This window comes from Streptosporangium longisporum (genome assembly GCF_039534895.1).
GTDB classification, from domain to species: Bacteria; Actinomycetota; Actinomycetes; order Streptosporangiales; family Streptosporangiaceae; genus Streptosporangium; species Streptosporangium longisporum.
Genome location: NZ_BAAAWD010000006.1, coordinates 600,203 through 625,926, shown reverse-complemented (window position 1 = coordinate 625,926; position 25,724 = coordinate 600,203). Strand labels below are relative to the sequence as shown.

Annotated in this window: 22 protein-coding genes; 11 read left to right on the top strand and 11 right to left on the bottom strand. The window is 72.0% G+C overall.

The genetic code is table 11. The annotated features are described in order from the left end of the window. Genes ABD832_RS06725 through tsaD form a run of 4 tightly spaced genes read left to right on the top strand, consistent with a single transcriptional unit; the run spans position 1 to position 2,882 of the window. Positions 1-555, top strand: coding sequence for a class F sortase (locus ABD832_RS06725; protein WP_344889919.1), 555 nt, complete (start codon positions 1-3; stop codon positions 553-555). A 38-nt stretch (positions 556-593) separates the two neighbouring features. Beyond that, positions 594-1,409, top strand: a complete 816-nt coding sequence (gene tsaB / locus ABD832_RS06720; RefSeq protein WP_344889918.1) for a tRNA (adenosine(37)-N6)-threonylcarbamoyltransferase complex dimerization subunit type 1 TsaB — start codon at positions 594-596, stop codon at positions 1,407-1,409. Beyond that, positions 1,406-1,858, top strand: coding sequence for a ribosomal protein S18-alanine N-acetyltransferase (gene rimI, locus ABD832_RS06715; protein ID WP_413224057.1), 453 nt, complete (start codon positions 1,406-1,408; stop codon positions 1,856-1,858). The genes tsaB and rimI overlap by 4 nt, the downstream gene beginning before the upstream one ends. After that, positions 1,851-2,882, top strand: coding sequence for a tRNA (adenosine(37)-N6)-threonylcarbamoyltransferase complex transferase subunit TsaD (tsaD, locus tag ABD832_RS06710; RefSeq protein WP_344889915.1), 1,032 nt, complete (start codon positions 1,851-1,853; stop codon positions 2,880-2,882). Before rimI ends, tsaD begins: the two co-directional genes overlap by 8 nt. 81 nt (positions 2,883-2,963) lie before the next feature. On the opposite strand, the gene ABD832_RS06705 is transcribed toward tsaD, so the two are convergent. Then, entirely contained in the window at positions 2,964-4,031 is a 1,068-nt protein-coding gene (locus ABD832_RS06705; RefSeq protein WP_344889912.1) for an alkene reductase, read from the bottom strand. A 108-nt stretch (positions 4,032-4,139) separates the two neighbouring features. Here ABD832_RS06705 and ABD832_RS06700 point away from each other — a divergent pair, with 108 nt between their 5' ends. After that, positions 4,140-4,733: a MarR family winged helix-turn-helix transcriptional regulator gene (locus ABD832_RS06700; protein WP_344889910.1), complete on the top strand. Its 594-nt coding sequence runs from the start codon at positions 4,140-4,142 to the stop codon at positions 4,731-4,733. A 199-nt stretch (positions 4,734-4,932) separates the two neighbouring features. Here ABD832_RS06700 and ABD832_RS06695 read toward each other — a convergent pair whose 3' ends face one another. After that, positions 4,933-6,168, bottom strand: coding sequence for a hypothetical protein (locus ABD832_RS06695; RefSeq protein ID WP_344889908.1), 1,236 nt, complete (start codon positions 6,166-6,168; stop codon positions 4,933-4,935). 220 nt (positions 6,169-6,388) lie between these two features. Beyond that, on the bottom strand, positions 6,389-7,555 hold the full coding sequence (locus tag ABD832_RS06690) for a class I SAM-dependent methyltransferase (RefSeq protein ID WP_344889905.1): 1,167 nt from the start codon (positions 7,553-7,555) through the stop codon (positions 6,389-6,391). A gap of 243 nt (positions 7,556-7,798) precedes the next feature. Between ABD832_RS06690 and groES the strand changes: the two genes are divergently transcribed. The 3 genes from groES (at position 7,799) to ABD832_RS06675 (ending at position 10,797) form a co-directional block, all read left to right on the top strand. Beyond that, positions 7,799-8,110: a co-chaperone GroES gene (gene groES / locus ABD832_RS06685; RefSeq protein ID WP_344889903.1), complete on the top strand. Its 312-nt coding sequence runs from the start codon at positions 7,799-7,801 to the stop codon at positions 8,108-8,110. A 92-nt stretch (positions 8,111-8,202) separates the two neighbouring features. Further along, positions 8,203-9,825, top strand: a complete 1,623-nt coding sequence (gene groL / locus ABD832_RS06680; protein WP_344889900.1) for a chaperonin GroEL — start codon at positions 8,203-8,205, stop codon at positions 9,823-9,825. A gap of 333 nt (positions 9,826-10,158) precedes the next feature. Beyond that, on the top strand, positions 10,159-10,797 hold the full coding sequence (locus ABD832_RS06675; RefSeq protein ID WP_344889898.1) for a sigma-70 family RNA polymerase sigma factor: 639 nt from the start codon (positions 10,159-10,161) through the stop codon (positions 10,795-10,797). Between the two features lie 255 nt (positions 10,798-11,052). Here the strand turns inward: ABD832_RS06675 and ABD832_RS06670 are convergent, their stop codons facing one another. Together ABD832_RS06670 and ABD832_RS06665 are read right to left on the bottom strand one after the other, a co-directional pair. Then, positions 11,053-11,430, bottom strand: a complete 378-nt coding sequence (locus ABD832_RS06670) for a DUF5319 family protein (RefSeq protein WP_344889895.1) — start codon at positions 11,428-11,430, stop codon at positions 11,053-11,055. Positions 11,431-11,664: 234 nt separating this feature from the next. Further along, a complete protein-coding gene (locus ABD832_RS06665; protein ID WP_344889893.1) occupies positions 11,665-12,684 on the bottom strand; it encodes a helix-turn-helix transcriptional regulator in 1,020 nt (339 codons plus the stop codon). 587 nt (positions 12,685-13,271) lie between these two features. Here ABD832_RS06665 and guaB point away from each other — a divergent pair. Together guaB and ABD832_RS06655 are read left to right on the top strand one after the other, a co-directional pair. Next, positions 13,272-14,753 carry an IMP dehydrogenase gene (guaB, locus tag ABD832_RS06660; protein ID WP_344889890.1) on the top strand — a complete coding sequence of 494 codons (1,482 nt, stop codon included), beginning with the start codon at positions 13,272-13,274 and terminating at the stop codon, positions 14,751-14,753. Between the two features lie 71 nt (positions 14,754-14,824). Then, on the top strand, positions 14,825-15,943 hold the full coding sequence (locus tag ABD832_RS06655; protein ID WP_344889887.1) for a GuaB3 family IMP dehydrogenase-related protein: 1,119 nt from the start codon (positions 14,825-14,827) through the stop codon (positions 15,941-15,943). A gap of 157 nt (positions 15,944-16,100) precedes the next feature. Here the strand turns inward: ABD832_RS06655 and nagA are convergent, their stop codons facing one another. The 5 genes from nagA to ABD832_RS06630 all read right to left on the bottom strand — a co-directional run bounded on the left by nagA (position 16,101) and on the right by ABD832_RS06630 (position 20,572). Next, positions 16,101-17,237 (bottom strand): N-acetylglucosamine-6-phosphate deacetylase, encoded by a 1,137-nt coding sequence (gene nagA / locus ABD832_RS06650; protein ID WP_344889885.1) that lies wholly within the window; start codon positions 17,235-17,237, stop codon positions 16,101-16,103. Between the two features lie 74 nt (positions 17,238-17,311). Then, positions 17,312-18,184 (bottom strand): ABC transporter ATP-binding protein, encoded by an 873-nt coding sequence (locus tag ABD832_RS06645; protein ID WP_344889882.1) that lies wholly within the window; start codon positions 18,182-18,184, stop codon positions 17,312-17,314. Between the two features lies 1 nt (position 18,185). Then, positions 18,186-19,016 carry a hypothetical protein gene (locus ABD832_RS06640; protein ID WP_344889880.1) on the bottom strand — a complete coding sequence of 277 codons (831 nt, stop codon included), beginning with the start codon at positions 19,014-19,016 and terminating at the stop codon, positions 18,186-18,188. A gap of 61 nt (positions 19,017-19,077) precedes the next feature. Beyond that, complete coding sequence (locus tag ABD832_RS06635) at positions 19,078-20,001, bottom strand: hypothetical protein (protein ID WP_344889877.1); 924 nt, start codon at positions 19,999-20,001, stop codon at positions 19,078-19,080. Next, the gene (locus tag ABD832_RS06630; RefSeq protein WP_344889874.1) at positions 19,985-20,572 is read right to left on the bottom strand and encodes an RNA polymerase sigma factor; all 588 of its coding nucleotides are present in this window, start codon (positions 20,570-20,572) and stop codon (positions 19,985-19,987) included. The genes ABD832_RS06635 and ABD832_RS06630 overlap by 17 nt, the downstream gene beginning before the upstream one ends. A 208-nt stretch (positions 20,573-20,780) precedes the next feature. On the opposite strand from ABD832_RS06630, the gene ABD832_RS06625 reads away from it, so the two are divergent. Next, entirely contained in the window at positions 20,781-22,523 is a 1,743-nt protein-coding gene (locus ABD832_RS06625; RefSeq protein ID WP_344889872.1) for a glycerol-3-phosphate dehydrogenase/oxidase, read from the top strand. Between the two features lie 256 nt (positions 22,524-22,779). Here the strand turns inward: ABD832_RS06625 and ABD832_RS06620 are convergent, their stop codons facing one another. Then, on the bottom strand, positions 22,780-25,686 hold the full coding sequence (locus ABD832_RS06620) for a M36 family metallopeptidase (protein WP_344889870.1): 2,907 nt from the start codon (positions 25,684-25,686) through the stop codon (positions 22,780-22,782). Positions 25,687-25,724 lie beyond the last annotated feature (38 nt).

Below are 25,724 nucleotides of genomic sequence, written 5' to 3'. Positions count from 1 at the left end.
ATGGCCGACTCCACCCGCTGGTCCAGGATCGTCATGGCCGGTGTCATCACCGGGATCGTCATGGTCGCGATCAACGGCAGGGGCGGGGACGAGGAGAAGCCGCAGGCCCGTGCCCCGGTCGTGCCCAGCCGCATCGACATCCCGTCCCTGGGGATCAAGGCGCCCCTGATGAAGCTCGGCGTGGACGACGGCCGGGTCGAGCTGCCGCCGTACGAGAAGCCGAACGTCGCGGGCTGGGTCACCGGCAGCGTGGTCCCCGGCGACAAGGGGCCCGCGGTGATCCTGGGGCACGTGGACACCAAGACCTCGCCCGCGGTCTTCTACCGGCTCAAGGACATGCGGCAGGGGCAGGTCATCAAGGTGGTGCGCAGCGACGGCAAGGTCGCCCAGTACCGGGTGGACACGATCGAGCAGATCAGCAAGAACCGGTTCCCGGCCGACAAGGTCTACCTCGAGGACGGCCTGAGGCTCATCACCTGCGGCGGGACCTTCGACCGGGACGAGAACGAGTACCGGGACAACCTGATCGTCTACGCCACCCTGGTCGAGACCTGAGACGTGAGCTCTCGCGGGACGGACTAGGCTAACTGTCCGTGCTGGTCCTGGCCTTTGACACCGCCACCCCCGCCGTCACCGCAGCGCTGCACGACGGTGAGAGGGTCCTCGCCGAGTCGACCACGGTCGACGCGCGCCGCCACGGCGAGTTGCTCGTGCCCACGATCGAGACGGTCCTGCGGGAGGCCGGGGTCTCCCTCGGCGACGTCACCGCCGTCGTCGCGGGCTCCGGGCCCGGTCCCTACACCGGCCTGCGGGTCGGTCTGGTGACCGCCCAGGCCCTCGCGACGTCGCTGGGCGTCCCGGCGTACGGGGTGTGCACCCTCGACGCGCTGGCCTACGGCAGCGGCCTGGACGGGCCGTTCCTGGTGGCCACCGACGCGCGGCGCAAGGAGGTGTTCTGGGGCCGTTACGCCGACGCGCGCACCCGGCTGTCCGGGCCCTCGGTGGACCGGCCCCACGACCTGCCGGGGGATCTCCCGCTGGTCGGCGCGGGCGCGCGGATGTACGCCGAGGTCCTCGGCGCCTCCCGGCTGGCGGACGCTCCGGAGTACCCCTACGCGGGTGCGCTGGCCGCGCTGGCCGCCACCGCGCTCGGCGAGCTGGGCACCGGCGGCTCCCGGGAGGCCGGCGAGCCCCGGCGCACCGGTGAGCCCTGGGGCACCGACGCGAGCACCGACGCGAGCACCGGCACGGGCGAGCCCGGCGACGCCGACGGGGCCACGGGGGAGACCGCGGCCGCCGGTGAGGCCGAGGGGGCCGGTGCCCGCTCCGTGCTGGGCCCGCCCCTGCCGATCTACCTGCGCCGTCCCGACGCCCGGGTGCCGTCGGCGCCCAAGAAGGTCTCCACGTGACCCCGGTGCTGCGCCGGATGACCGCCGACGACCTGCCCGCGGTCATGGAGATCGAGCGGACCGTCTTCCCGGACGACGCCTGGAGCGAGGGCATGTTCCGCGGCGAGCTCGACGACCAGCCGAGGACCAGGCACTACCTGGTGGCCCTGGTCGACGACGTGATCGTCGGCTACGCCGGGCTGGCCGCGGCGGGCGACCAGGCCGACGTCCAGACCATCGCCGTCCTGGCCGAACGGCGCCGGAGCGGTGTCGGCGGCGCTCTGCTGACCGAGCTGCTGGCCGAGGCCGCGCGCCGGGACGCCGTCTCGGTCTTCCTGGAGGTACGCGCGGACAACCCGGACGCGCAGGCGGTCTACCACAGGTTCGGGTTCGAGCAGATCGGCCTGCGCCGCCGTTACTACGAGGACGGCACCGACGCGATCATGATGAGGAAGGATCTCCATGAGTGACGAACCGGTGGTCCTGGGCATCGAGACCTCCTGCGACGAGACGGGCGTGGGCATCGTCCGGGGGCACACCATGCTGGCCAACGCCATCGCCTCCAGCGTCGAGCAGCACGCCCGCTTCGGCGGGGTGGTGCCCGAGGTCGCCTCCAGGGCCCACCTGGAGGCGATGACCCCGACCGTGGAGCGGGCACTGGAGAAGGCCGGACTGCGGCTGGCCGACGTCGACGCCGTCGCGGTCACGGCCGGGCCCGGCCTGTCCGGGGCGCTGCTGGTGGGCGTCGCCGCCGCCAAGGCGTACTCGCTGGGCCTGGGCGTGCCGCTGTACGGGGTCAACCATCTGGCCGCCCACGTCGCGGTGGACCAGCTGGAGCACGGGGCCCTGCCCAAGCCGTGCGTCGCCCTGCTGGTCTCGGGCGGGCACTCGTCCCTGCTGCTGGTGCCCGACGTCGCCAAGGAGATCGTCTCGCTGGGCTCCACGGTGGACGACGCCGCGGGCGAGGCGTTCGACAAGGTGGCCAGGGTGCTCGGCCTGCCGTTCCCGGGAGGTCCGCACATCGACCGGGCGGCCCGCGAGGGCTCCGGGACCGCCGTCGCCTTCCCCCGCGGCAAGTACGAGGACGGGACGCTCGACTTCTCCTTCTCCGGCCTGAAGACCGCGGTCGCCCGGTGGGTGGAGGCCAGGCAGAAGGCGGGGGAGACGGTTCACGTGCCCGACGTGGCGGCCTCGTTCCAGGAGGCGGTGGTGGACGTGCTGACCCGCAAGGCCCTGCGGGCGTGCGCCGAGCACGGCGTCCAGGACCTGCTGATCGGGGGCGGTGTCGCGGCCAACTCCCGGCTGCGCGCGCTGGCGCAGGAGCGCTGCGACGCGGCCGGTGTCCGGCTGCGGGTCCCCAGCCCCGGGTTGTGCACCGACAACGGGGCCATGGTGGCCGCCCTGGGCTCGGACCTGGTGTCGGCGGGCATCACGCCGTCCCCGCTGGACATCCCCGCCGACTCCTCGCTGCCCGTCACCACCGTCCACGTGTGACGCCCGGGAGCCCCCTTGGCCTCGGAGTGGTTCCCGTGTGCCCTTGCACGCCCCCGCATGCCCCCGTGCCGCCGGCCGGTCTCAGGCCGACGCCGGGTGCAGGGACAGCACCGGGTAGTCGGTGTAGCCCCGGTGGTCGCCGCCGAAGGCCGTGGCGAAGTCGGCCTGGCTGAGCTCGGCGCCGAGCCGCAGCCGGAGCGGCAGGTCGGGGTTGGCCAGGAACGAGGCGCCCAGCGAGACCAGGTCGGCGCCGCGCTCCAGGGAGTGCGCGACCCTGGCGGCCGGGTCGCCGATCGCGGGGGTGTTGAGGATGAGGGCGTTCGGCCACGCCTTGCGGATCCCCTGTTCCAGGTCGTCGGAGGCGCCCGCCACCAGGTGCAGGTAGACGAGGTCGAGCGCGGCCAGCTCGTTCACCAGCGCCGGGTAGACCTCGTGCATGTCCTCCTCGACCAGGTCGCCCATGCCGTTGCCGGGCGAGAGCCGGATGCCGACCCTGGAGGCGCCGATCCGGTCGACGACCGCCCGCGCGGTCTCCACGGCGAAGCGGATCCTGTTCTCCACCGACGACCGGCCGAAGCGGTCCTCGCGCAGGTTGGCGTTCTGTGACAGGAACTGGTGGATGAGGTAGCCGTTGGCGCCGTGCAGCTCGACCCCGTCGAAGCCGGCCTCGATCGCGCGGGCGGCGGCGTCCGCGAAGTCCTGGACGGTCGCCTCGACCTCGGCGGTGGTCAGCTCGATCGGCGTGAGGTGGTCCTGCATGCCCGCGGGCGTGAAGATCTGCCCGGCCGGCCGTACGGCGGAGGGGGCGACCGGCACGGCGCCGGTGTTGTCGGGGTGGCCGATCCGGCCGGAGTGCATGATCTGGGCGAAGATCCGCCCACCCGCCGCGTGCACGGCGTCGGTGACCTCACGCCACCCGGCCACCTGCTCGTCGGTGTGCAGGCCGGGGGTGTTCATGTAGCCCTTGCCGGCATGGCTGGGCTGCACCCCCTCGGTGACGATCAGGCCCGCGGAGGCCCGCTGGGCGTAGTAGAGGGCGGTCAGCGAGGACGGGACGCCGTCGGCGTCGGCCCGCGAGCGGGTCATGGGGGCCATCACCAGGCGGTTGTGCAGGGTGATGTCACCGAGCGCGAACGATGAGAAAGGCATGACGTTTCCCTTCTTGGCCGACCAACTTGGCCAGCCAAGGGTTATTTCTACAACTTGGTCGGCCAACATGCAAGCGGTAGTCTCGACAGGGACGGAAAGGACCCGGACATGGCGGAGACGCGGATCGAGACGGTGTACGAGGCGGACGGAAGCTGCGACGGCACGGGCGGAGGCTGCGGCGAATACGAGGAGAGCCTCAACTGCCTGATGGTCGTCGCCGGCCGTGACCACCGTGCCCTGCTCGCGAACCTCCTCGCGGAGATCGACCTGTACCCCGGTCAGGAACGCGTGCTGGGCGCGCTGGGGGACCACGGTCCCCAGTCGCAGAACGCGCTGGCCAGGATCGTCGGCGTCGACGTGTCCACCATGACCAAGACGCTCCAGCGCCTGGAGCGCAGCGGGTTCGTCAGCCGCAGCCCCTGCCCGGCCAACCGGCGGATCAGCATGGTCGAGATCACACCCGCCGGGCGCGCGCTCCTTCCCGAGGTGGACCGGGTCATGGCCGAGCTGCAGCACCGGATGACCCGGGGGCTGACGGCCGAGCAGGTCGAGGAGCTGTCGTCCCTGCTCAAGGTGGTCAAGGGGAACCTCTGCCGCGAGACGTACCCTCCGGGAGGGCAGGTCGCGGGCGCCCCGGTCGTCGCGGGTGGGACGATCCCGGCGACCGCGCGGATCGAGCCCGCGCGCACCGGGGCCGCATAAGCCGGCACCGCACGGACCGGAACGGCACGGACCGGGACTGCGCGGACCCGGACCGGGTGAACAGGGACCGCACAGGCCGGGATCGCACGGACCGGAACCGCGCGGACCCGGGCCGGGCTGACAGGGATCGCACAGGCCGGACTCACGTGGACGGAGCCCGCGTGGATCGGGCCCGTGTGGCCCGGGGCCCGGGGCCCGGTCAGCCCTTGTCGGGCCTGGCCGGGCGCAGTAAAGCCTCCGCGAGCGCCAGCATGGTCTCCTCCAGGGCGCCCAGGCGGCGGGTCAGGTCGGCGTGCGCGGGCTCCACGGTCTCGCTCAGCGCCTGGGTGAGCTGCTCGCGGTCGGGCCGGGCGCGGACCATCTCGGCCAGCGGGGCCAGCGCGGCCTCGGCCCGCCGGGCGCGCTCCTCCAGGGTGTCGAAGCGCTCCCGCTGCTCGTTGGCCTGGGCGCCGATGAGCACGTCCAGGCCGAGGATCGCGGGCAGGAAGCCGACCCGCTCGTCCAGGCTCTCCAGGCGCTCGGCCGACTTCTCCGCGTGGCCGTCCAGGGTGGACAGGCGGGAGTCGATGACGTCCATGCGGCCGGTGACCCGGCCCTCGATGTCGTCGAGACGCTCCTCCAGGGTGTCGAAGCGTCCTCCGGCCGCCGTCCGGTGGCCGTCCAGGCGGTCGATGCGGCTCTCGACGGCCGCGGTCCGCTCGTCGATCCTGGGCACGACCAGGTCGACCCTGCCGCTCACCTGGTCGACCTTGGCGTTGAGCTGGTCGACCGCGGCCAGCACCCGGTCGGTGGCGGTGACCAGGGCCTGCTGCAGGCTCGTGGACGCCTCGAGCATCCCCGCCTCGACGCGCCCGGTGCGCTGGGCCAGGTCGGCCAGCGCCCGGTCCAGCCGGCTGAACCGGTGCGCGGCGATGCCCATGTCGGCCTGGAGCCGGGCGAGGTGCTCGGCCAGCCCGCGTACCTGCTCGTCGACGCCCTGGGTGCCGTCCGAGATCGCGCGCAGCCGGGCCAGGGCCTCCTCCACGCCCTCGCCCATGGCGCCGAGGTCGGTCCACAGGCTCGGCAGCTCGCCGACGTCCGAGATCCGGTCGCGCACCGCGTCGACGCGCCGTCCGACGGCGTCGACGTGGTCGCGGACCGCCTCGACGTGCTGGGCCAGGCCCTCGGCCCAGGTGGGCGGGCGGGCGGCGATCTCGTCCAGGCGCCCGTGCACGGATTCGAGGGTGCCGTTCAGCCCGCCGATCTCGCGCTCCCTGACCTCGCGGAGCAGCCACTCCATGCCCTCCAGGCGCTGCCGGATCTCGTCGAGCACGGCGCCCTGGGTCCGCTGCTCGTAGACGTGGTCCTGGGCCGCGCGGGCGAGGAGCTCGCGCATCCGGTCGGAGATGGCGGTCTGGCTGCCCGCCTGGAACAGGGCGTGGTCGGAGTGATCCACCGAGAACTCCTTCACTCGCCGACGGTCGGCCGCGCGGTGGGATGGGGTCGGTCGCTGATGAACGCTGATGAACGCTGACGAATACTGCTGAACATGGTGAAACCGCAGACGAGAGAGAACTCCCGCCCCGAAACCTTAGCCGGTGGATCAAGGTTTTCCAGCGGCGAGACTAAAAGATGGGAATTGCCGGCTGATTGGAAGAATTAACTATTTTGGCTGGTCAGCCGGGGCTGCAGACGAAGGCGAACGGCCGCTCGCCGATCCGGGTGAGAATGACCGTGACGGATTCACCGCCGGAGAGGCGAAGGTCTTTCCTGAGCCGGTCGACGTCCACCGCGGAACCGCGTTTCTTGATCGTCACGTTTCCGGCGTCGCGCTCGCGCAGCGCCGCCCGCAACCGCTTGAGCGAGAACGGCAGCGTCTCGTGGACCTCGTACCGGGACGCCCACGGCGTCGCCACCGCGTCGTCGCCGGTGATGTAGGCGATCTGCGCGTCGAGCAGGCGCCCGCCGACCGAGGCGGCGATCTCCGCGACCAGGTGGGCCCGGATCGCCGCGCCGTCCGGCTCGTAGATGTAGCGGCCCACCGGGCCGGTGGGCGGGGCGCCGAGCGCGGGGTCGGGCGTCATCGTGACGCCGGACGGCAGGAGCGTGGCCCTTCGCGGTGTCGCCCCGGCCAGCGCGCCGCACCAGATCACCGCCTCCTTGACGTCGCCGCGCCAGGAGACCCACTCGGCCTCGGCGCCGTCGGGGACGAATTCGTACGGGATGCCGGGGGCGACCTTCAGGCAGGCGGCATCGGCGCGGGCCACCATCCCCAGCACCGCGGGCCAGGGCGGCGAGTACCCCATCGGGTCGAAGGTCCTGCCCCGGGCGGTGCGGCGCGCGGGGTCGGCGAACAGCACGTCGAAGGCGGCCGGGTCCAGGACGGAGGCGTCGGCGGCGCGGACCGAGACCCGCTCGCCCAGTCCCAGCGCGTCCGCGTTGGCCCGCGCCACCGCGGCGGTCAGCGGGTCGGCGTCCACGGCCTCGACCGTGCATCCGGCCCTGGCCAGGGCCAGCAGGTCGCCGCCGATGCCGCAGCAGACGTCGGCGACCCGCGCGCCCGCCGCCAGGCGGCGCGCCCGGTGGTCGGCGACCTCGCGGCGGGTGGCCTGCTCCAGCCCGGCCCGGGTGAAGTACATCAGGTCGGCGTCGGGGCCGAACTTGTCCCTGGCGCGCACCCTGAGCGCGGCCTGGGTGAGCGCGGCCGACGTCAGGTCCGCGTCGTAGTGCCTCCGCAGGCGGGTCACCGCCGTCACCGGGTCGTCGCCGACGGTCCCGGCCGCGGCGGCGAGCGCCTCCTGGCCGCGCGGGGTGAGCAGCTCCCGGAATGCGTCGAGATTCACAGCAGCCGACGCTATCGCCTTCCGTCACGGGCCTGGTGAGGGGTTTTCCTCCCGGTTCGCCTTCCGCTCCAAGCGCAGAAGGGCGCTCCGTGTTGACTGTCAAGGCCTCCTTGCATACTGTTCCGTATTGGCACTCTCCCCGTGAGAGTGCCAAATCAATGCGACGAGGCAGGTCTGACACCCGCGACGGCAGACCGCTGGTCGCCTCTTCTAGATCGTTCAAATCTGAAGGGGAGGTCCGACGTGACGACCGCCACCAAGGTTCCCGTTAAGCCGCTCGGCGACCGCATCGTGGTCCAGCCGCTTGAGGCCGAGCAGACCACCGCTTCCGGTCTGGTCATCCCGGACACCGCCAAGGAGAAGCCGCAGGAGGGCAAGGTCCTCGCGGTGGGTCCCGGCAACTGGGACGACGCCGGCACGAAGCGTGTTCCGCTCGACGTCAACGAGGGCGACGTGGTCCTCTACAGCAAGTACGGCGGCACCGAGGTGAAGTACGGCGGCGAGGAGTACCTGGTGCTCTCCGCCCGCGACGTGCTCGCCATCATCGAGAAGTAGATCTCGCTTCACAAAAAGATGACGTATCGAGCCCCGGGTCGCGACAGCGCCCGGGGCTTTGATGCGCCGACGTACTTATAGAGAGGATTGTCATGCCGAAGATCCTGTCGTTCGAGGAGGACGCGCGCCGAGCTCTCGAGCGCGGCGTGAACGCTCTCGCGGACGCGGTCAAGGTGACGCTGGGCCCGCGTGGTCGCAACGTCGTCATCGACAAGAAGTTCGGTGCGCCCACCATCACCAACGACGGTGTCACCATCGCCCGTGAGGTCGAGCTGGAGGCGCCGTACGAGAACCTCGGCGCGCAGCTGGCCAAGGAGGTGGCGACCAAGACCAACGACGTCGCCGGTGACGGCACCACCACCGCGACCGTCCTGGCCCAGGCCATGGTCCGCGAGGGCCTGCGCAACGTGGCCGCCGGCGCCCAGCCGCTCTCCCTCAAGCGCGGCATCGACATCGCCGCCAAGACCGTCAGCGACCGGCTCATCGAGTCCGCCCGCCCGGTCGAGGACAAGAAGGAGATCGCGCACGTCGCGACGATCTCCGCGCAGGACGCCAAGATCGGCGAGCTGATCGCCGAGGCGTTCGACAAGGTGGGCAAGGACGGTGTCATCACCGTCGAAGAGTCCAACACCATGGGCCTGGAGCTGGAGTTCACCGAGGGCCTGCAGTTCGACAAGGGTTACCTGTCGCCCTACATGGTGACCGACCAGGAGCGCATGGAGGCGGTCCTGGAGGACCCCTACATCCTGATCACCCAGGGCAAGATCTCCTCGGTCGCCGACTTCCTGCCGCTGCTCGAGAAGATCGCGCAGACCAAGAAGGCCCTGCTGGTCATCGCCGAGGACGTCGAGGGCGAGGCCCTGGCCGTCCTGGTGACGAACAAGATCCGCGGCACCTTCACCTCGGTCGCGGTCAAGGCGCCCGGCTTCGGTGACCGCCGCAAGGCCATGCTGCAGGACATCGCCATCCTCACCGGTGGCCAGGTCGTCAGCGAGGAGATCGGCCTCAAGCTGGAGCACGTCGGCGTCGAGGTGCTGGGCACTGCCCGCCGCGTCGTGATCACCAAGGACTCCACCACCGTCGTCGACGGTGCCGGCGAGGCCACGGCGATCGCCGACCGCGTCAAGGAGATCAAGCTCGCCATCGAGCAGTCCGACTCCGACTGGGACCGCGAGAAGCTCCAGGAGCGTCTGGCCAAGCTCTCCGGCGGTGTCTGCGTGCTCAAGGTCGGCGCGGCCACCGAGGTGGAGCTCAAGGAGAAGAAGCACCGCCTGGAGGACGCGATCTCGGCCACCCGCGCCGCGATCGAGGAGGGCATCGTCTCCGGCGGTGGCTCCGCGCTCATCCACGTCTCCAAGGCCCTCGACGACCTGGGCCTGACCGGGGACGAGGCGACCGGTGTCTCGATCGTCCGCAAGGCGCTCGTCGAGCCGGCCCGCTGGATCGCCGAGAACGCCGGTCTCGAGGGTTACGTGGTGACGGCCAAGGTCACCGAGCTCTCCGTCGGCCAGGGCTTCAACGCCGCCACCGGCGAGTACGGCGACCTGATCGCCCAGGGCGTCATCGACCCGGTCAAGGTCACCCGCTCGGCCGTCCAGAACGCCGCCTCCATCGCCGGCATGCTGCTGACGACCGAGGCCCTCGTGGTGGACAAGCCCGAGGAGGAGGCCCAGGCCTCCGGCGGTCAGGGCCACGGTCACGGCCACGGCCACTGATCGGTACCGCTCCCGCGCGGCCCGCGTCCCCCTCGGGGGACGCGGGCCGTTCGTGTCTCCGCGTCCGGGACCGCCGGGCCCGCGTGGAGGATGAAAAACGTTCGCTTCCGGCGGTGAACCGAAAGCGGCCCCAAAGCGTCATGGCACGTCTTCCGGCGTGGAAGATCCAAAAAACGCTTCTGCTCTATAGAACGCATTCTGGCAATCGAGCGGAATATTCCTACATACCGTAGTCGATAGTGTCGCCCCTTGATTACGCGCGGTTATCACCGCCTCAATGTGACCAATCCGTAGCCGTTTGCCATGACGACAGGCACTATCAGGGCGGGCATCATGCCTAACGTGACCGAGGGATGCGTCGCCGACGCCAAAAATGGGGTGAGGCTTGCGACGAGGTCCGATGGGGTCGCCCACAGGGATGATCTCAAGGATCTGACAAGCCTCGCCGTTCAGGGGGATCGCACCGCGATCGAGGCTCTGATCGCGCAACTGCGGCCGATGGTCGTGCGTTATTGCCGTGGTCGTCTGGGCCGGGTCTCCGGTCAATATCACATCGCGGACGACGTGGCCCAGGAGGTGTGCATCGCGGTGCTGTCCGCGCTGCCCCGCTACCGTGACATGGGCCGCCCGTTCGCGTCCTTCGTCTTCGGCATCGCCTCCCACAAGGTGGCCGACGCGCTGCGCAGCTCGGTGCGTTCGGCCGTGCCCACCCAGGACCTTCCGGACGGCCCCGACGAGGGGCCCGGGCCGGAGGAGACCGTGGTGCGCTACATCGAGGCCGAGCATGCCCGCCGGCTGCTGTCGCGGCTGCCGGACAACCAGCGGGAGCTGCTCATGCTCCGGGTGGTGTCGGGCCTTTCCGCCGAGGAGACCGGTAATGTACTCGGCATGTCACCAGGTGCGGTTCGCGTCGCCCAGCACAGGGCGCTGGCCAGGCTTCGGGCGATGGCGGAGCTGGAGTCGATAGCTTGACCGCGGAGCCGCTGAGCAGGGGCCGCGAGCGGAGACCCGAACCGCGGGACGGGGCTCGCGACGACCCGGAGCGAGAACGATCATGACAACGGTTCACCCGCGACGTCCGGCTCGCAGGTACGGGCCGGACGAGGATCCGGCCGTGACCGAGACCGAGGCGGTCGTCGAGGCACTGTCCCGCAGGACACCGGTCTCCCCCTCGAGGGCCGGAGACGTCGCGGTCGCGCTACTGGCGGCCCTGGCCGACGACGTGGATCAGCGGTGTTCCTCGGTGTCGATCACACCGTCCACGTAACCCCGGGCGTACTCCCAGCTCACGTAGTCGGTGGGATCGGGCTCGTAGGCGGGCTCATGGACCTGCGGCTGGCCGTTCTCGATCATCTGGCGCAGGTTGCCTCGGAGCAGTTCCCAGTCGAAGTAGTGCTGCTCGCCGCACTCGGGGCAGTCGAGCACCAGGCCGAGCACTCCCTGGGGCTCCAGCAGTGAGCGGAAGACCTCCACGTCGGCGAGGTCGGTCATGGCCTCGTCGCGCTCGTCCGTGGTGAGCGGCTCGGGATCGTCGGGATCGCCCAGCGCCGCCGCCGGGTCGTCGGGGTCATCCGCGAACGGGTCGCGAGGGACATCGTCGAGCACGATCCCACCTTATGGCCTGGATGTGACAGAGAGGCATGGAACTGCACGAGTGCGGCGGTCCCGGGCGAGGCGCCTCCCGCCCTGCCTGGGACGTCCGGCGCCTCGGAAGGCCGCGGAGAGCCGGGCGTCCCAAGAACGCGGGAGACCGTCCCCGACGCGTCGGAGACGGTACCCGAAGGCTCCCAGGGGGTCGTGGAGGTCCCCGGTCGCCGGTCGCCGAGGAGGGCCGCGGTCCTAGGAGAGCCAGCCGCGCCGGGCCGCCTCCACCCCCGCCTGGAAGCGTGACTGCGCGCCAAGCTCGGCCATGGCGTCGGCGAACCGGGCCCGTACCGTGCGGACCGAGACGCCCAGCTGCCGGGCGATCATCTCGTCCGGGACGCCCTGACCGGCCAGCCGCAGCACCCGGACCACGACGTCGTCGCGGTGGGTCCAGGGCAGCCGGGCCGAACGGGCCCACAACTCCCTGAACAGGGAACCGAGCGCGGCCACCACGACGGGCGCCCGGAGCAGGTGGAAGTTGTAGGCGTTCTCCGGCAGCGTGCCTCCCCACTGGGGCGGCAGGCCCGCGGCGTCGGCCCCGGCGACCAGGAACCAGCTCGGCACCACGTCCAGGGTGCGCACCTGGGCGCCGGCCCGCTCGAACCGGTCCAGCTTGTCGCGCAGGCCCGGGATCTCCAGCGTGTGGACCGGGATGACGACCCGGCAGGAGAGCAGGCCGGCGTGCTGGGCCCCGATCCACTGGTCGGCGTAGCGGTGCGCGAAGTCGCTCATCATCCGGCCGTCCGGGATGGCCGACAGCAACGTGAGCGGCGGGGACTGCACGGCCATGCCGATCACGCTCTCGTAGAACTCGTCGGCCCCGCCGACGGCCTCCACCGGGAACCGGCCGGCCTGGTAGTCGTGCCCGGCGTCGTACTGGTGGATGAAGCCGCGGATCGAGCCGAGCACGCGGTCGATCCCGCGGCTCTCGGCGGCCAGCCGGTCCAGCCTCTCGGCGATCAGGTTCCCCAGGGCGGTGGCCGGGTGCCGGGCGAGGTACTCACCGCCCTGCTCGGTGACCACGCCCAGCCGTACCAGGGTGGCCAGCTCACGGGCGATCGGCTCCGACGAGCCGTCGGTGGCCTGGACCAGGTCGTCGCGGGTGGCACGGTGCAGGCGCAGGACCGTGTTGTACAGGCTGGCCTGGGCCGGGGTGAGCCCCAGCGTCTCCAGGGGGTCGGACGGGCCGGACGTGATGGATGTGTCAGTACGCATCAGTGAGGGACTCCTGCAGATGACACGGGGGGTCTGGCGAGGATAGCCCGGTGAATCATCCCTGTCCGGGCGTTGCCTCTACCGGCATGCCGTCGTGTGCAACTTCGTGCAATTGCACGTTTCTACATTGCCTGCCGAACGTATCGTGACGCACCCTTGACGCAGCGTCGGTACCGACACGGATGTCGCCGCCATCCGGGTGCGGAGGGGGGTCCGGTGGCGCCAAGGCGCTTCGTGACGGTACCGGTGATCCGGGGGACCGAGCGGGTCACCGACCGCTCGGCCCCCCGACCTCTCTCCCTCTCCCGGACGGCTGTCTCCCCTGACGGCCCGCCTTCCCGGAGGGGCCGTCCCGAGGTGTCGCGCCCGCCTCCCCGGACGGCCCTTCCCGGGACGGCCCGTCCTTCCCCGTCCTTCCCCGGCTTTCTTCGACGACGACCCTCTTTGGCGACGCCTCCGGCCGTGGCCCCCCGCCACGCGCGGGCTTTTCCCCCGGGTCGGCCCGGATCGGTGCCAGACTCTAAACTGTGAGCTCGGGGGTCGGCGCCTTTCCCCGTCATGAGAGCGCCGTGGCAGGAGGGTTGCTGATGGGCAAGTTCACCGAACCGGGGCTCACGTACGACGACGTGCTCCTGGTCCCCGCCTATTCGGACCTGCAACCGGGTGAGGCCGAGACCACCACGCGCCTGTCCAGGGGCATCACCCTGAGGATCCCGCTGATCTCCGCGGCGATGGACACGGTGACCGAGGCCCGCATGGCGGTGGCGATGGCACGCCAGGGCGGCATCGGCATCCTGCACCGTAACCTCTCGATCGAGGACCAGGCCCAGCAGGCCGACCTCGTCAAGCGCTCCGAGGCCGGGATGGTCACCAACCCGGTCACCTGCTCCCCGGACGACACGCTCGCCGACGTCGAGCGCCTCTGCGCCACGTACCGGATCTCGGGCGTGCCCGTGACCGACGGGACCGGGGTGCTCGTCGGCATCGTCACCAACCGCGACATGCGCTTCGAGACCGACCAGAACCGCCCGGTGCGCGAGGTCATGACCCCGATGCCGCTGGTCACCGCGCCGGTCGGGGTCTCCACCGACGACGCGTTCGACCTGCTCAGGCAGAACAAGATCGAGAAGCTTCCGCTGGTGGACGCCGGTGGACGGCTGCGCGGGCTGATCACCGTCAAGGACTTCACCAAGAGCGAGAAGTACCCGATGGCGACCAAGGACGCCGACGGCAGGCTGGTCGTGGGGGCGGCCGTCGGCGTCGGCGGTGACGCCGACAAGCGGGCGGCCGCGCTGATCGAGGCCGGGGTCGACGTGATCGTGGTGGACGTCGCGCACGGTCACTCCAAGGGACTCGCCGACATGATCGCCAAGATCAAGGCGAACGGCGGGATCGACGTGATCGGCGGCAACATCGCCACCCGCGCGGGTGCCCAGATGCTGATCGACGCCGGGGCCGACGCGGTCAAGGTCGGGGTCGGCCCGGGCTCCATCTGCACCACCCGGGTGGTCGCCGGTGTCGGCGCCCCGCAGGTGACGGCCATCCACGAGGCGTCGCTGGCCGCGGGGCCCGCCGGGGTGCCGGTGATCGGCGACGGCGGCCTGCAGTACTCGGGCGACATCGTCAAGGCCATCGCGGCCGGGGCCGACTCGGTCATGCTCGGGTCGCTCCTGGCCGGCTGCGAGGAGTCCCCGGGCGAGCTGATCTTCATCAACGGCAAGCAGTTCAAGTCGTACCGGGGGATGGGCTCGCTCGGCGCGGTCCGCAACCGGGAGCGCGGCGGCACCTCCTTCAGCAAGGACCGCTACGCCCAGGCCGACGTCGGCACCGAGGACAGGTTCATCCCCGAGGGCATCGAGGGCCAGGTCCCCTACCGCGGCCCGGTCGCCGCGGTGGCCCACCAGCTCGTCGGCGGCCTCCGCCAGGGCATGTGGTACGCCGGATGCCGCACGGTCGCCGACATGCACGAGCGGTGCGAGCTGATGCCGATCACCGCCGCGGGCCTGAAGGAGAGCCACCCGCACGACATCCAGATGACGGTCGAGGCCCCCAACTACCACGGTCGTTAGAGCGGCGGGCACGGCGCGCGCGTGAGGGTCACGACGCGCGCCGCATCCGCATGAACGGGAAAGACAGGCATATGACTCAGGTGGAGATCGGCCGCGGCAAGAACGGCCGTCGTGCCTACGCGCTCGACGAGATCGGCATCGTCCCCTCGCGCCGGACCCGCGACCCCGAGGAGGTCTCGATCGCCTGGCAGATCGACGCCTACCGCTTCGAGCTGCCCGTCGTGGTGAGCCCGATGGACAGCGTGGTCTCGCCGCGGACCGCCATCGAGGTCGGCAGGCTCGGCGGTCTCGCCGTGCTCGACCTCGAAGGGCTCTGGACCCGGTACGACGACCCGATGCCGCTGCTGGAGGAGGTGGCCGCGCTCAAGGGCGCGCCCGCCACCAAGCGGCTGCAGGAGATCTACAACGCGCCGATCAAGGAGGAGCTGATCGGCCGCCGGATCGAGGAGATCCGCGCCGCCGGGGTGGCCACGGCCGTCCGGCTCTCCCCGCAGCGGACCGTCCAGTACCACAAGGCCGTCATCGACGCGGGCGTGGACATCTTCGTGATCCGCGGCACCACGGTCTCGGCCGAGCACGTCTCCGGCAGGGCCGAGCCGCTCAACCTCAAGCAGTTCATCTACGAGCTCGACGTCCCCGTGATCGTCGGGGGGTGCGCCACCTACACCGCGGCGCTGCACCTGATGCGGACCGGCGCGGCCGGGGTGCTCGTCGGCTTCGGCGGCGGCGCCTCGCACACCACCCGCACGGTGCTGGGCGTGGTGGTGCCGATGGCCACCGCGATCTCCGACGTGGCCGCGGCTCGCCGCGACTACATGGACGAGTCGGGCGGGCGCTACGTCCACGTCATCGCCGACGGCGGCATGGGCACCTCCGGTGACATCGCCAAGGCGATCGCGGTGGGAGCGGACGCGGTCATGGTCGGCTCGCCGCTGGCGCGGGCCTCCGAGGCCCCCGGCCGCGGCTTCCACTGGGGGTCGGAGGCGCAGCACCCGGAGCTGCCCCGGGGCAAGCGGGTCGAGTTCGGCACGGTCGGCACGCTGGAGCAGATCCTGCAGGGTCCCTCCTCGGTGGCCGACGGCTCGATGAACCTGATGGGCGCGCTCAGGCGCACCATGGCCACCGCCGGGTACTCCGACCTGAAGGAGTTCCAGCGCGTCGAGGTGGTCGTCGCCCCCTACGTCACCTGAGAACGGCCCCGCACCCGCGGGGCCGTTCCACCGCCGGGCCGTCCCGTCCGCCGGGGGCCGTTCCCACGCCCGCCGGTCCGTTCCACCCGCCGGGCCGTGACCCGGTGGGTGGTCCGGTGCGTGACCCGGCGGGGGCGGGCCGGTGGGTCAGCGTGGGTCAGCGCGGTTCGGTGATCCAGGAGCCCCGGCGCATCACCCCGGAGACCTCCAGGTCATCGGAGAGCACCACCAGGTCGGCCTGCTTGCCGGCCGTGATCGAGCCCAGGCGGTCGTCGAGGCCGAGCACCCTGGCCGGGGTCAGGGACGAGATCCCGGCCGCCTCGGTCAGCGAGAGGCCCACCTCGCGCACGGCGCGCCGGAACGCGACGTCCATGGTCAGGGTGCTGCCCGCGATGGCGCCGCCCTCGGCCAGCCGGGCCACCCCGTCGATCACGTTCACGCTCATCGGGCCCAGCCCGTAGACGCCGTCGCCCATCCCGGCCGCCGCCATCGCGTCGGTGATCAGCGCGGTCCTCGCGGGGCCCGCCGTCGTGAAGGCCAGGCGGGTCATGGCCGGGTGCAGGTGCACACCGTCGTTGATCAGCTCGACCGTGACGCGCTCGTCCTGGAGCAGGGCGGCGATGGGCCCGGGGTCGCGGTGGTGCAGCGGCGGCATCGCGTTGTACAGGTGGGTCGCCACGCTGCCGCCCGCGTCGATGCCCGCGATCGTCTGCTCGTAGCTCGCGTCGCTGTGACCGAGGGCGGCGATCACGCCGCCCGCCACCGCCTCGCGTACGGTGTCCAGCGCGCCGGGCAGCTCCGCGGCGAGGGTGACCATCCGCACGTGGCCGCGTCCGGCCTTGATCAGCCGGGCGAGCTCCCGCGGGGAGGGTTCGCGCAGCAGGGCCGGGTCGTGGGCCCCGCACCGGGCGGCGGCGATGTAGGGGCCCTCGAAGTGGATCCCGGCCAGCAGGCCGTCCTCGCACAGCTCGGCCAGCGCCGCCGCCGCCGAGGCCAGGTCGTCCAGGGAGGCGGTGACCAGGCTCGCGACGAGCGTGGTGGTGCCGTGCCGGGAGTGCAGGTCCGCCGCGGCCCTCGCCTGCTCGGGGTCGCCGGAGGGGAAGGAGCCGCCCGCCCCGCCGTGGTTGTGGATGTCGACGAAGCCCGGCACGACGTACCGGCCGGCCAGGTCCAGCCCGGGCCCGGGGGCGGCGCCCTGCCCCACGTGGGTGATGCGGCCGTCCTCGATGGTCAGCCAGCCCTCGTGGACACCGTCGGGGGTCACGACGCGGGCGTCGGCGAGTGTGATGCTCATGGCCCCATCCTCCCGGGTCCGCGTGCGGACGCCTCCCCGGCCCGGGGCTCCGCGCCGGGGAGGATCTTCTGCCCTCATCCCGAGCCCACGTGCTCCATGAGGGCGAGGTAGCCGTCCTCCAGGGTCGGTTCGGCCGGGAGGGCCGCGGGGCCGGGGGGGACGGGGGCGATGACGCGGTAGCGCGTTCCGGTGCCCTCGGGGACGGCGGCCACGACCTTGCCGTGTGCGGGGGCCGGGCCGGGGGTGGTCAGGGTCCACACCCTGTGGTCGGCTCGGGAGACCAGCGCGCCGACGTCCCCGGTGAAGGCCAGGCGTCCCCGGGCGAGCACCGCCAGGAACCGGCAGGTCTGGGCCACGTCCTCGACGGTGTGCGTGCTGAGCAGGACCGTGCGGTCGCCCGCGAGCCGGGAGAGCAGGGTGCGGAACCGGATCCGCTCCTCGGGGTCCAGGCCGGTGGTCGGCTCGTCCACGACGAGCAGGCGGGGATCGGCGAGCAGCGCCTGGGCGATGCCGACCCGGCGCAGCATGCCCCCGGAGTAGCCCCTGAGCCTGCGGTCGGCGTCCTCGGTCAGGGCGGCCACGTCGAGCAGCTCGCCGATCCGGCGTCGCCGGGTGGTGCGGGAGTCGATCCCCTTGAGCAGGGCGATGTAGTCGAGGAATCCCCGCGCGGTCAGGTCGGGGTAGACCCCGAGGTCCTGCGGGAGGTAGCCGAGCGTCCGCTGCACGGCGAGGCGTCCCTCGGCGGTGGCGATGTCGTGCCCGCCGACGCGGACCGTCCCCGAGGTGGGCCTGAGCAGCCCGGCCAGGATCCGCATGAGCGTGGTCTTGCCCGCGCCGTTGGAACCGAGCAGGCCGTACATGCCGGTCGGCACGTCGAGGTCGATCCCGTCGAGGGCCCGTACGCCGCCCCGGTAGGTCTTGGTCAGGCGGGAGATCTCGATGCGCATGTCAGGACTCCGTCCGGAGGGCGTGCAGGCGGGTGAGGAACAGGACGCAGGCCGCGAGCCCGAGCATCAGGCCGATCCACAGGCACGCGACGGCGGGGGTGGCCTCGGGCCGCAGGAAGCTCAGTGCGGCGTCCGGCCAGGGGGCGTAGCGCGTGCTCTCGGGCGTGATGACGAGGTGCGGGGCCGGTTCCGGTACCAACTCATGGCCGAGAAGGCCGAAGGCCACGTACTTGGCGCTGGGCGACAGGACGCTGTGGGTCAGCGTCGGCATGACGTTGCTGGTGACGACGTTCCCCCAGAACCAGTAGGCGACGAACAGCACCTGGAACGGGATCGGCGGCATCAGCAAGGGACCGGCCAGGGCGAGCGCCCCGGTGAAGAGCAGCCCGGGGACCAGGGCCAGGACGAGGATCGCCCCCGCCCAGCCCAGCGCGGCGGGCTCGCCCTCGGTGATCGCGTAGGCCACGGCCCGGCCGGTGTGGGCGAGCGCGAGCGGTACGGCGGTGGCCGCGCAGACGCCGAGGTACTTGCCGATCAGACGGGAGGTACGGCCGGCCGGGGTCGCGTCCAGGAGCTCGCCCACGCCGAGCCGCCGGTCGCGGACGAGCCGGTCGGTGATCAGGCATCCGTAGACCATGGGCGGAAGCGTCATGAGCAGGGAGGCCGACACGACCATGGCCGTCTTCGGGGCGTCCCCCGCACGTCCCAGGGTCGGGTCCAGGTACAGCGGAAGGAGACTCACGGCGGTCGCCGTGTAGACCAGCCCGTGGACGATCCACAGGGCGGGACGGCGGATCTGCATGCGGAACTCGTAGCGGAAGGTCGCGATCATGTTCTCTCACTTTCGGGAGGTCGCCCGGGGTCGCCGAGCGGGGGACGGGCCACCGCGGGCCTCATGATCTGCGGGTCGCGCGGACGCGCCGGATCGGTTCACCCGCACCGGCGGCGGCCACGGCGGCGACCGCCAGGGCCAGGGCGAGCCCGATCGTGAGCGGGCTCGTCGTCCAGAAGTCCCGGAGACCCGCTGTCACGGGCAGGCCGGTGGTGGTCATCGCGTGGAGGACCCAGATCGCCAGCCCGGTGCCCATCGCGCCCACGGGGTTCCAGCACACCGACAGCAGCAGGCTGAGCGCCGCGAGCATCGCCATCGGACCCAGCCAGGCGGCGATCAGCGACATCAGCCCCCACGAGGGGGAGCCCTGCGGGAGCGCCGTCATCGCCGCCGAGGCGAGCAGCGCCAGCGCCAGGTCGTAGCCGAACACCAGCGTCACCCGGGCCAGCAGGACGACGCGCGGTGAGACCGGCGTGGCGGCGACCAGCTCGAAGGCGTCGTCGTGCTCGGGGCCGTACGCCATGGCGAGGCCGGCCAGGGCGACCAGCGAGACGACGAGGGAGAGCACGTCGCCCGCGGCCTGTCCCTGGGCCATGACGAGGAGGACGCCGACCGCCATGACCAGCGCGGAGGTCGGCCAGACCGCCGGGTGCAGCAGCCTGGCCTCCATCGTCAGCAGCGCCCACGCGCGGTACGGCCCGGGGGCCGAGGCCGCCTCGTCCGGTTCGAGCCGGGTCAGGGCGGACCTCGCCAGGACGGCGCGGACGATCCCGGGGCCGGGCGGATCGGGGATGCCGTCGTGGAACCCCCGCAGCTCGGGCCATTCGTGGATCTCCACCGGCGGTCCGGGACGGCCGGCATCGCCGGGGTCGCCGGGGCCGCCGGGGTCACGAGCGCGGCCCGGACCCGGCGGTCCGGGTCGTGCGCGGGCCTTCGGCGGCACGGACGGGTCGTGGGGCCGCCACGGCTCAGGACGTTCGTTCATCGGCGTACTCCCTCAGGGTCGCTCGGGCGTGGTGCAGGCGGCTCTTCACCGTGCCGACCGGGATCTCCAGGACCTCGGCGATCTCCCGGTGGCTCAGGTCGCCGAGGAAGGCGAGCACGACCACCTCGCGCTGGGCCAGCGGAAGCCGGGCCAGCGTCGCCCGGACCCGTTCCTGGCCCACGGCCAGTTCCTCCGGTCCCGGCAGGGGGTCGGCGCCGTCGTCCGGTTCGGCCGCCACGGGGGGCGGGACGCCGCGGAGCCGGTTGTGCGCCTGCCTGCGCGCCACCCCGAACAGCCAGGTGCTCACGCTGGAACGGCCCCGGTAGGTGCCCGCCGAGCGCCACACGGCCAGCAGCGTGTCCTGGAGGATCTCCTCGGCCGTTCCCCGGTCCCCGGCGAGCCGGTAGAGGAAGGCGAACAGGGGACCGGCGTAGCGCTCGTACAGCGCGGTCAGCGCGGCCGCGTCGCCGTCGGCCACCGCGGCCAGTACGCGCCCGTCGTCCCGCCGGGCACGGGCGGGCCGTGCGGCACCGGACCGGTGCGGCGGCATCTTCTCGGCACCCCTGCTCATGTCGTGTGGGTAGCGACCAGGGTGGCCGGAGGTTCACGTGATCTCGCCGGGATCCCTGGGAGAAGGGGCCCCGGCGACGGGTTCGCGCTGTTCACCGGGGTTGTGACGGGAATCTCGCCCGTCGTTTCCTACCGGCCGGTAATGGTGCCTAGGGTAGATGGGTAGATACCTCACGTAAGGCGACAAGACGCACCCCAGGGGGTTGCACATGACGGCGCGAATGGGCACGGGACGGCTCGGGCCTGCCGAGCGATCCGCCGCACTGGCGCAGATGAGCGCCGCGGAACTCGACGTGGTGGTGATCGGAGGCGGGGTCGTCGGAGCCGGGGTCGCGCTGGACGCGGTGACCCGGGGACTGTCCGTGGGGCTGGTGGAGGCACGCGACTTCGCCTCCGGCACCTCCTCCAGATCGTCCAAGCTGATCCACGGGGGTCTGCGCTACCTGGAACAGCTCAACTTCGACCTGGTCAGGGAGGCGCTCCAGGAACGCTCGCTGCTGCTGCAGCGGATCGCCCCGCACCTGGTCCGGCCGGTGCCGTTCCTGTTCCCGCTCAAGCACCGCGGCTGGGAGCGGCCCTACGTCGGCGCCGGCCTGGTCCTGTACGACACCATGGGCTTCTCCTTCGGGTCCGGCCGGGGGATGCCCGGCCACCGGCACCTGTCGCGCAGGCGGGCGCTGCGGCTGGCGCCCTCGCTGCGCAAGAGCGCCTTCACCGGCGCCGTGCAGTACTGGGACGCCCAGATCGACGACGCCCGGCACGTGATGACCACGCTGCGCACGGCCGCCATGTACGGGGCCAGCGTGGCCTCCAGGACGCAGGTGGTGGGCTTCCTGCGCGAGGGGGAGCGGGTCACCGGGGTCCGGGTGCGCGACCTGGAGAACGGCGGCGAGATGGAGATCCGGGCCCGCCAGGTGGTCAACGCCACCGGCGTGTGGACCGACGACCTCCAGGAGATGGTCGGCGGACGGGGGCAGATCCACGTACGCGCCTCCAAGGGCATCCACCTGGTGGTGCCGCGCGACCGGATCCACTCGCTCACCGGGATCATCCTGCGGACCGAGAAGTCGGTGCTGTTCGTCATCCCCTGGGGCCGTCACTGGATCATCGGCACCACCGACACCGCGTGGGAGCTGGACCGGGCCCATCCGGCGGCGTCGCGCTCCGACATCGACTACGTCCTCGACCACGTCAACGAGGTGCTGGAGGTCCCGCTGACCCGCGAGGACGTCGAGGGCGTCTACGCCGGGCTGCGCCCGCTGCTGTCGGGGGAGTCGGAGGAGACCTCCAAGCTCTCCCGCGAGCACGTGGTGGCGCACCCGGTGCCGGGGCTGGTCATGGTCGCCGGAGGGAAGTACACGACGTACCGCGTCATGGCGAAGGACGCGGTCGACGCGGTGGCGCACGGCCTGGACTACCGGGTCCCGCCCTCCTGCACCGACCGCATCCCGCTCGCCGGGGCCGAGGGCTACCAGGCGCTGTGGAACTCCCGCCACCGGCTGGCCCACTCCTCCGGGCTGCACGTGGCCAGGATCGAGCACCTGCTCCAGCGGTACGGGTCGATGATCGACGAAGTCCTGGCGCTGGTCGAGCAGGACCCCTCGCTGGGCAAGCCGCTCACCGGCGCGGACGACTACCTGCGGGCGGAGGTGGTCTACGCGGCCACCCACGAGGGCGCCCGGCACGTGAACGACGTGCTGACCAGGCGCACGCACATCTCGATCGAGACCTTCCACCGGGGGGTGGCCGTGGTCGAGGAGGCCGCGCAGCTGCTCGCCGGGCCGCTGGGCTGGGACGCCGAGCAGATCAAGCGTGAGGTGGAGTACTACACCAAGCGCGTGGAGTCCGAGCGCCTCTCCCAGGAGCAGGACACCGACCAGGAGGCCGACGCCATCCGCCTGGGCGCCCCGGAGATCGTGCCGGTGGCGACCCCGGAGACGCACCCGGTCTGACGGCCGGGGACGCGTCCGATCCTTGGGACGGCCGGGGACGCGTCCGATCCTTGGGACGGCCGGGGACGCGTCCGGTCCGATCCTTCGCAGACGAGTGCGGCCCCCGCCGGGAGGCGGGGGCCGCACTCGTCTTTCTCAGGCACTCGTCTTTCTCAGGCACTCGTCTTTCTCAGGCACTCGTCTTTCGCGGGTCCCGGGTACGGCGTGGCGAGCCTTGCCGTACCCGGGGAGCCCGGTGTCGTGAAGGAACGAGGCGCTAGCGGGTGAACGCCTGGAACTCGGCCGCGCGCAGCTGGTCCCTGGCGGGGCTGGCGGTGGCGCAGTCGGTGAAGGAGTTGGGGTCGGCGTCCTGCTCACCGGCGTAGAGCGGGTTGCCGGTGCACTGGGTGGAGACGGCCCGCAGGGTCAGGTGGGTCGCCGTGGTGGTCGGGATCGCGAAGGACTTCATGATCAGGTCGGCGCCTCGGGGACGCGGCAGGCGGGTCTGGAAGGCGTCGGCCGGGCTGGTGTAGACGACCGAGAAGGACTCCGGCGAGGAGCAGTCCTTCTTGGTGGCGTCACAGGCCAGGACCTCGAAGGCACGCAGGGCCGTGAACCGGTTCTGGGCGCCGGGGTCGGCGGTGTCGCCGATGTTGGGCCGGAGCATGGCGCTGACCTGCACCCGGCGGACCTTCACCGGGTCGGTCCCGGCCAGGTCCACGGTGACGGCCTTGCCCTTGACCGGCGCGGTGAGCGAGGCCCAGTTCGTCGCCTCGGTCTCGTCGATCAGGCGGGCGTGGTTGACGCCGTCACCGGCCGCGGTGGCACCGAGCGCCGCCGAGGCGAGGTTCTTCGGCACCGACACCGGCAGCGGCAGCTTCACGCCCGGCAGCACCGCGTACTTCAGCCGGGTGTGCCCGTACCCGTTGCCCGCGACCACGAAGTCGTACAGGCCCGGGGTCATGGTCACGGTGTCACCGAGCTCGGTCGCCGGGTCGGTGTCGGCCACCGGCACCACGCGGCCCTCGTAGTGGCCCACGTACAGCCGGAGCGCGGCGCCCTTGGACTCCAGCAGCGGCTTGAGCTGAAGCTGCCCGTTCTTGCCGGACGGGTTGACGAAGCTCGGCGTCGGGTCGGGGTCGTTCGACCCGGAGCTCGCCGCGCCCTCACCGAGACCGTGCTCGGCGAAGGCCCGCCACATGATCCCCTGGTTGGCCCCGCCGAAGCGGATGGCGTCGGCCGCGAGCAGCGCGTCGCGGTGGTCGACGTAGCTGACCGCGCCGGAGGCCATCAGCAGCAGCGCGTCGAAGGAGAGCTGGGCCCAGCGCCGGTTGCCGGGGCACTGGGTGAGCGGGGTCTTGCCGTCGGCGCACGCCTTCTGCCTGGCCGGGGTGCCCTGGCCGTACTTCTGCACGAAGGCCTTGCGCACGTCGAACTGGGTGGCCGACCAGATCTCGCCGTCGGCGTGGACCTGCTGCCCGACGAGGTCGTAGGCGATGTCGCTGTAGTTCAGCGGCGAGGTGGACATGTCGTAGTTGCGGATTCCGGCCTTCTTGTCGCCGGTGACGTAGCCGCCGGTGACGTACGGGGTGTCGCCCGCGGGACGGAAGCCGTACTCGGACAGGTACTCCATCGCGAACAGGTCCGAGGTGCTCTCGTTCATGGCCCCGGCCTGGGCGCCGCTCCATCCGGCGTCCGGGCCACCGATCATGCGGCCGGAGATCGCGTGGGTGTACTCGTGCCCGATGACCGACATGTCGTAGTCGCCGTCCACGCAGGGGGCGTAGAACGCGCCCGCGACCGGCTGCCAGAGGTACATGTTGGTGATGGGGGCGACCCCGTCGGGGCCGGTGATCTGGTTGGCGTTGTCGCGCACGCTGAGCACCCGGGCGCCCGCCTGGGCGTTGCCCTGCTCGGGGTCGCCGTCCAGGCCGCCACGCTCGCCGTTCTCCTGCTGCATGTTCCACGCGGTCTCGGTGAAGCCGAGCCGGTAGGACCAGTCGTGCATGCGGTTGTGCATGACGTGCAGGTTGGTGATGGCGGCCTCGAGGTCGGCCTCACCGGGCTGGTCCAGCGCCGCCGGGTCGCACTTGGCCCCGTACCACTTGTTGGTCCACGGGTAGACGTACTCGCGGCTGGGCGTGTTCACGTTGCTGCGGGTGCCGACGGTGTACGGGTCGCCGCTGGCGCGGTTCTCCACGGTCTTGGCGGCGTTGCCGATGCTGGTGAACGTGGGGGTGCCGGCGACGTGGTCGAAGTCCCACGGCTTGCCGGTGGCCGGGTCGGCCCCGATGACGTCGCAGCCGGGGCCCGCGATGGAGCACCACGTCGCACGGGTGTCGGCGGAGGAGTAGTCGGCCGGGGGGTTGGCCGGGAACGCCTTCCAGCGGGGGTCGTCCGGTGCGGAGTGGTGGTCGACCAGGTTCTCGCGGGTGAGGATCTCGCCGCTGACCGCGTCCACGTGCGTGGTGTAGGCGGCGGGCTCGCCCTGGCCGCCGCCCACCAGGACGACCTGGAACGCGTTGTGCGTCCCGTCCGGCGCGGGGACCGCCACGGGCGTGGCCTTCTTGACCGTGGCCGTGGCCAGGTCGATCCCGCCGTCCCTGGCCGCGGCCTCCAGCGCCTGCTGCTGGGTGAGCCGGGCGGCGGGGGGCGCCTGGGTGGAGCGGGAGAGGGTCGAGGTGACGTGCAGGACCTTGCCGTCCTTCACGCCGACCACGACCTGCCCGTCCACGCCCGCGGGCAGGTCGCCGAACTTCTGCCTGAGCAGTACGGCGTGCCCGTCCCCGACGGGGTTGGCGGCGATCTTCTGCAGCGCGTCCACTGCTTCGGCGGAGAGGCCGAACAGGTTCTCGTTCGCCTTGAGGTAGGCGCGCGCGGCCTGCTCGGGGTCGGCGCCCAGTCCCTCGGCGAGGGGGGCGGAGGAGGTGACGACGGCGGGGGTGCCGAGAGCGTTCCAACGGACCGTCGCGGCGCTCGCCAGTGATCGGGCGGACGACGACGGGGGCGCGACACTGCCGCGCCGGTTGTCCAGGTCGGGCTTGGCGCCGTGTTCGGCCTGGAAGTCGAGAGCCCTGGGGGGCTGCCCTCCGGGTTCGCCCTGGGCGACTCCCGGAAGGGGAAGTACGAGCGCCGCTGTCGCGGCCGCTATGACGGTGAGGCGTAACCGGGGGTTGGTCGGCACCGATCCTCCTGCGCAGAGATGGCCGTCGTTGGCCATGC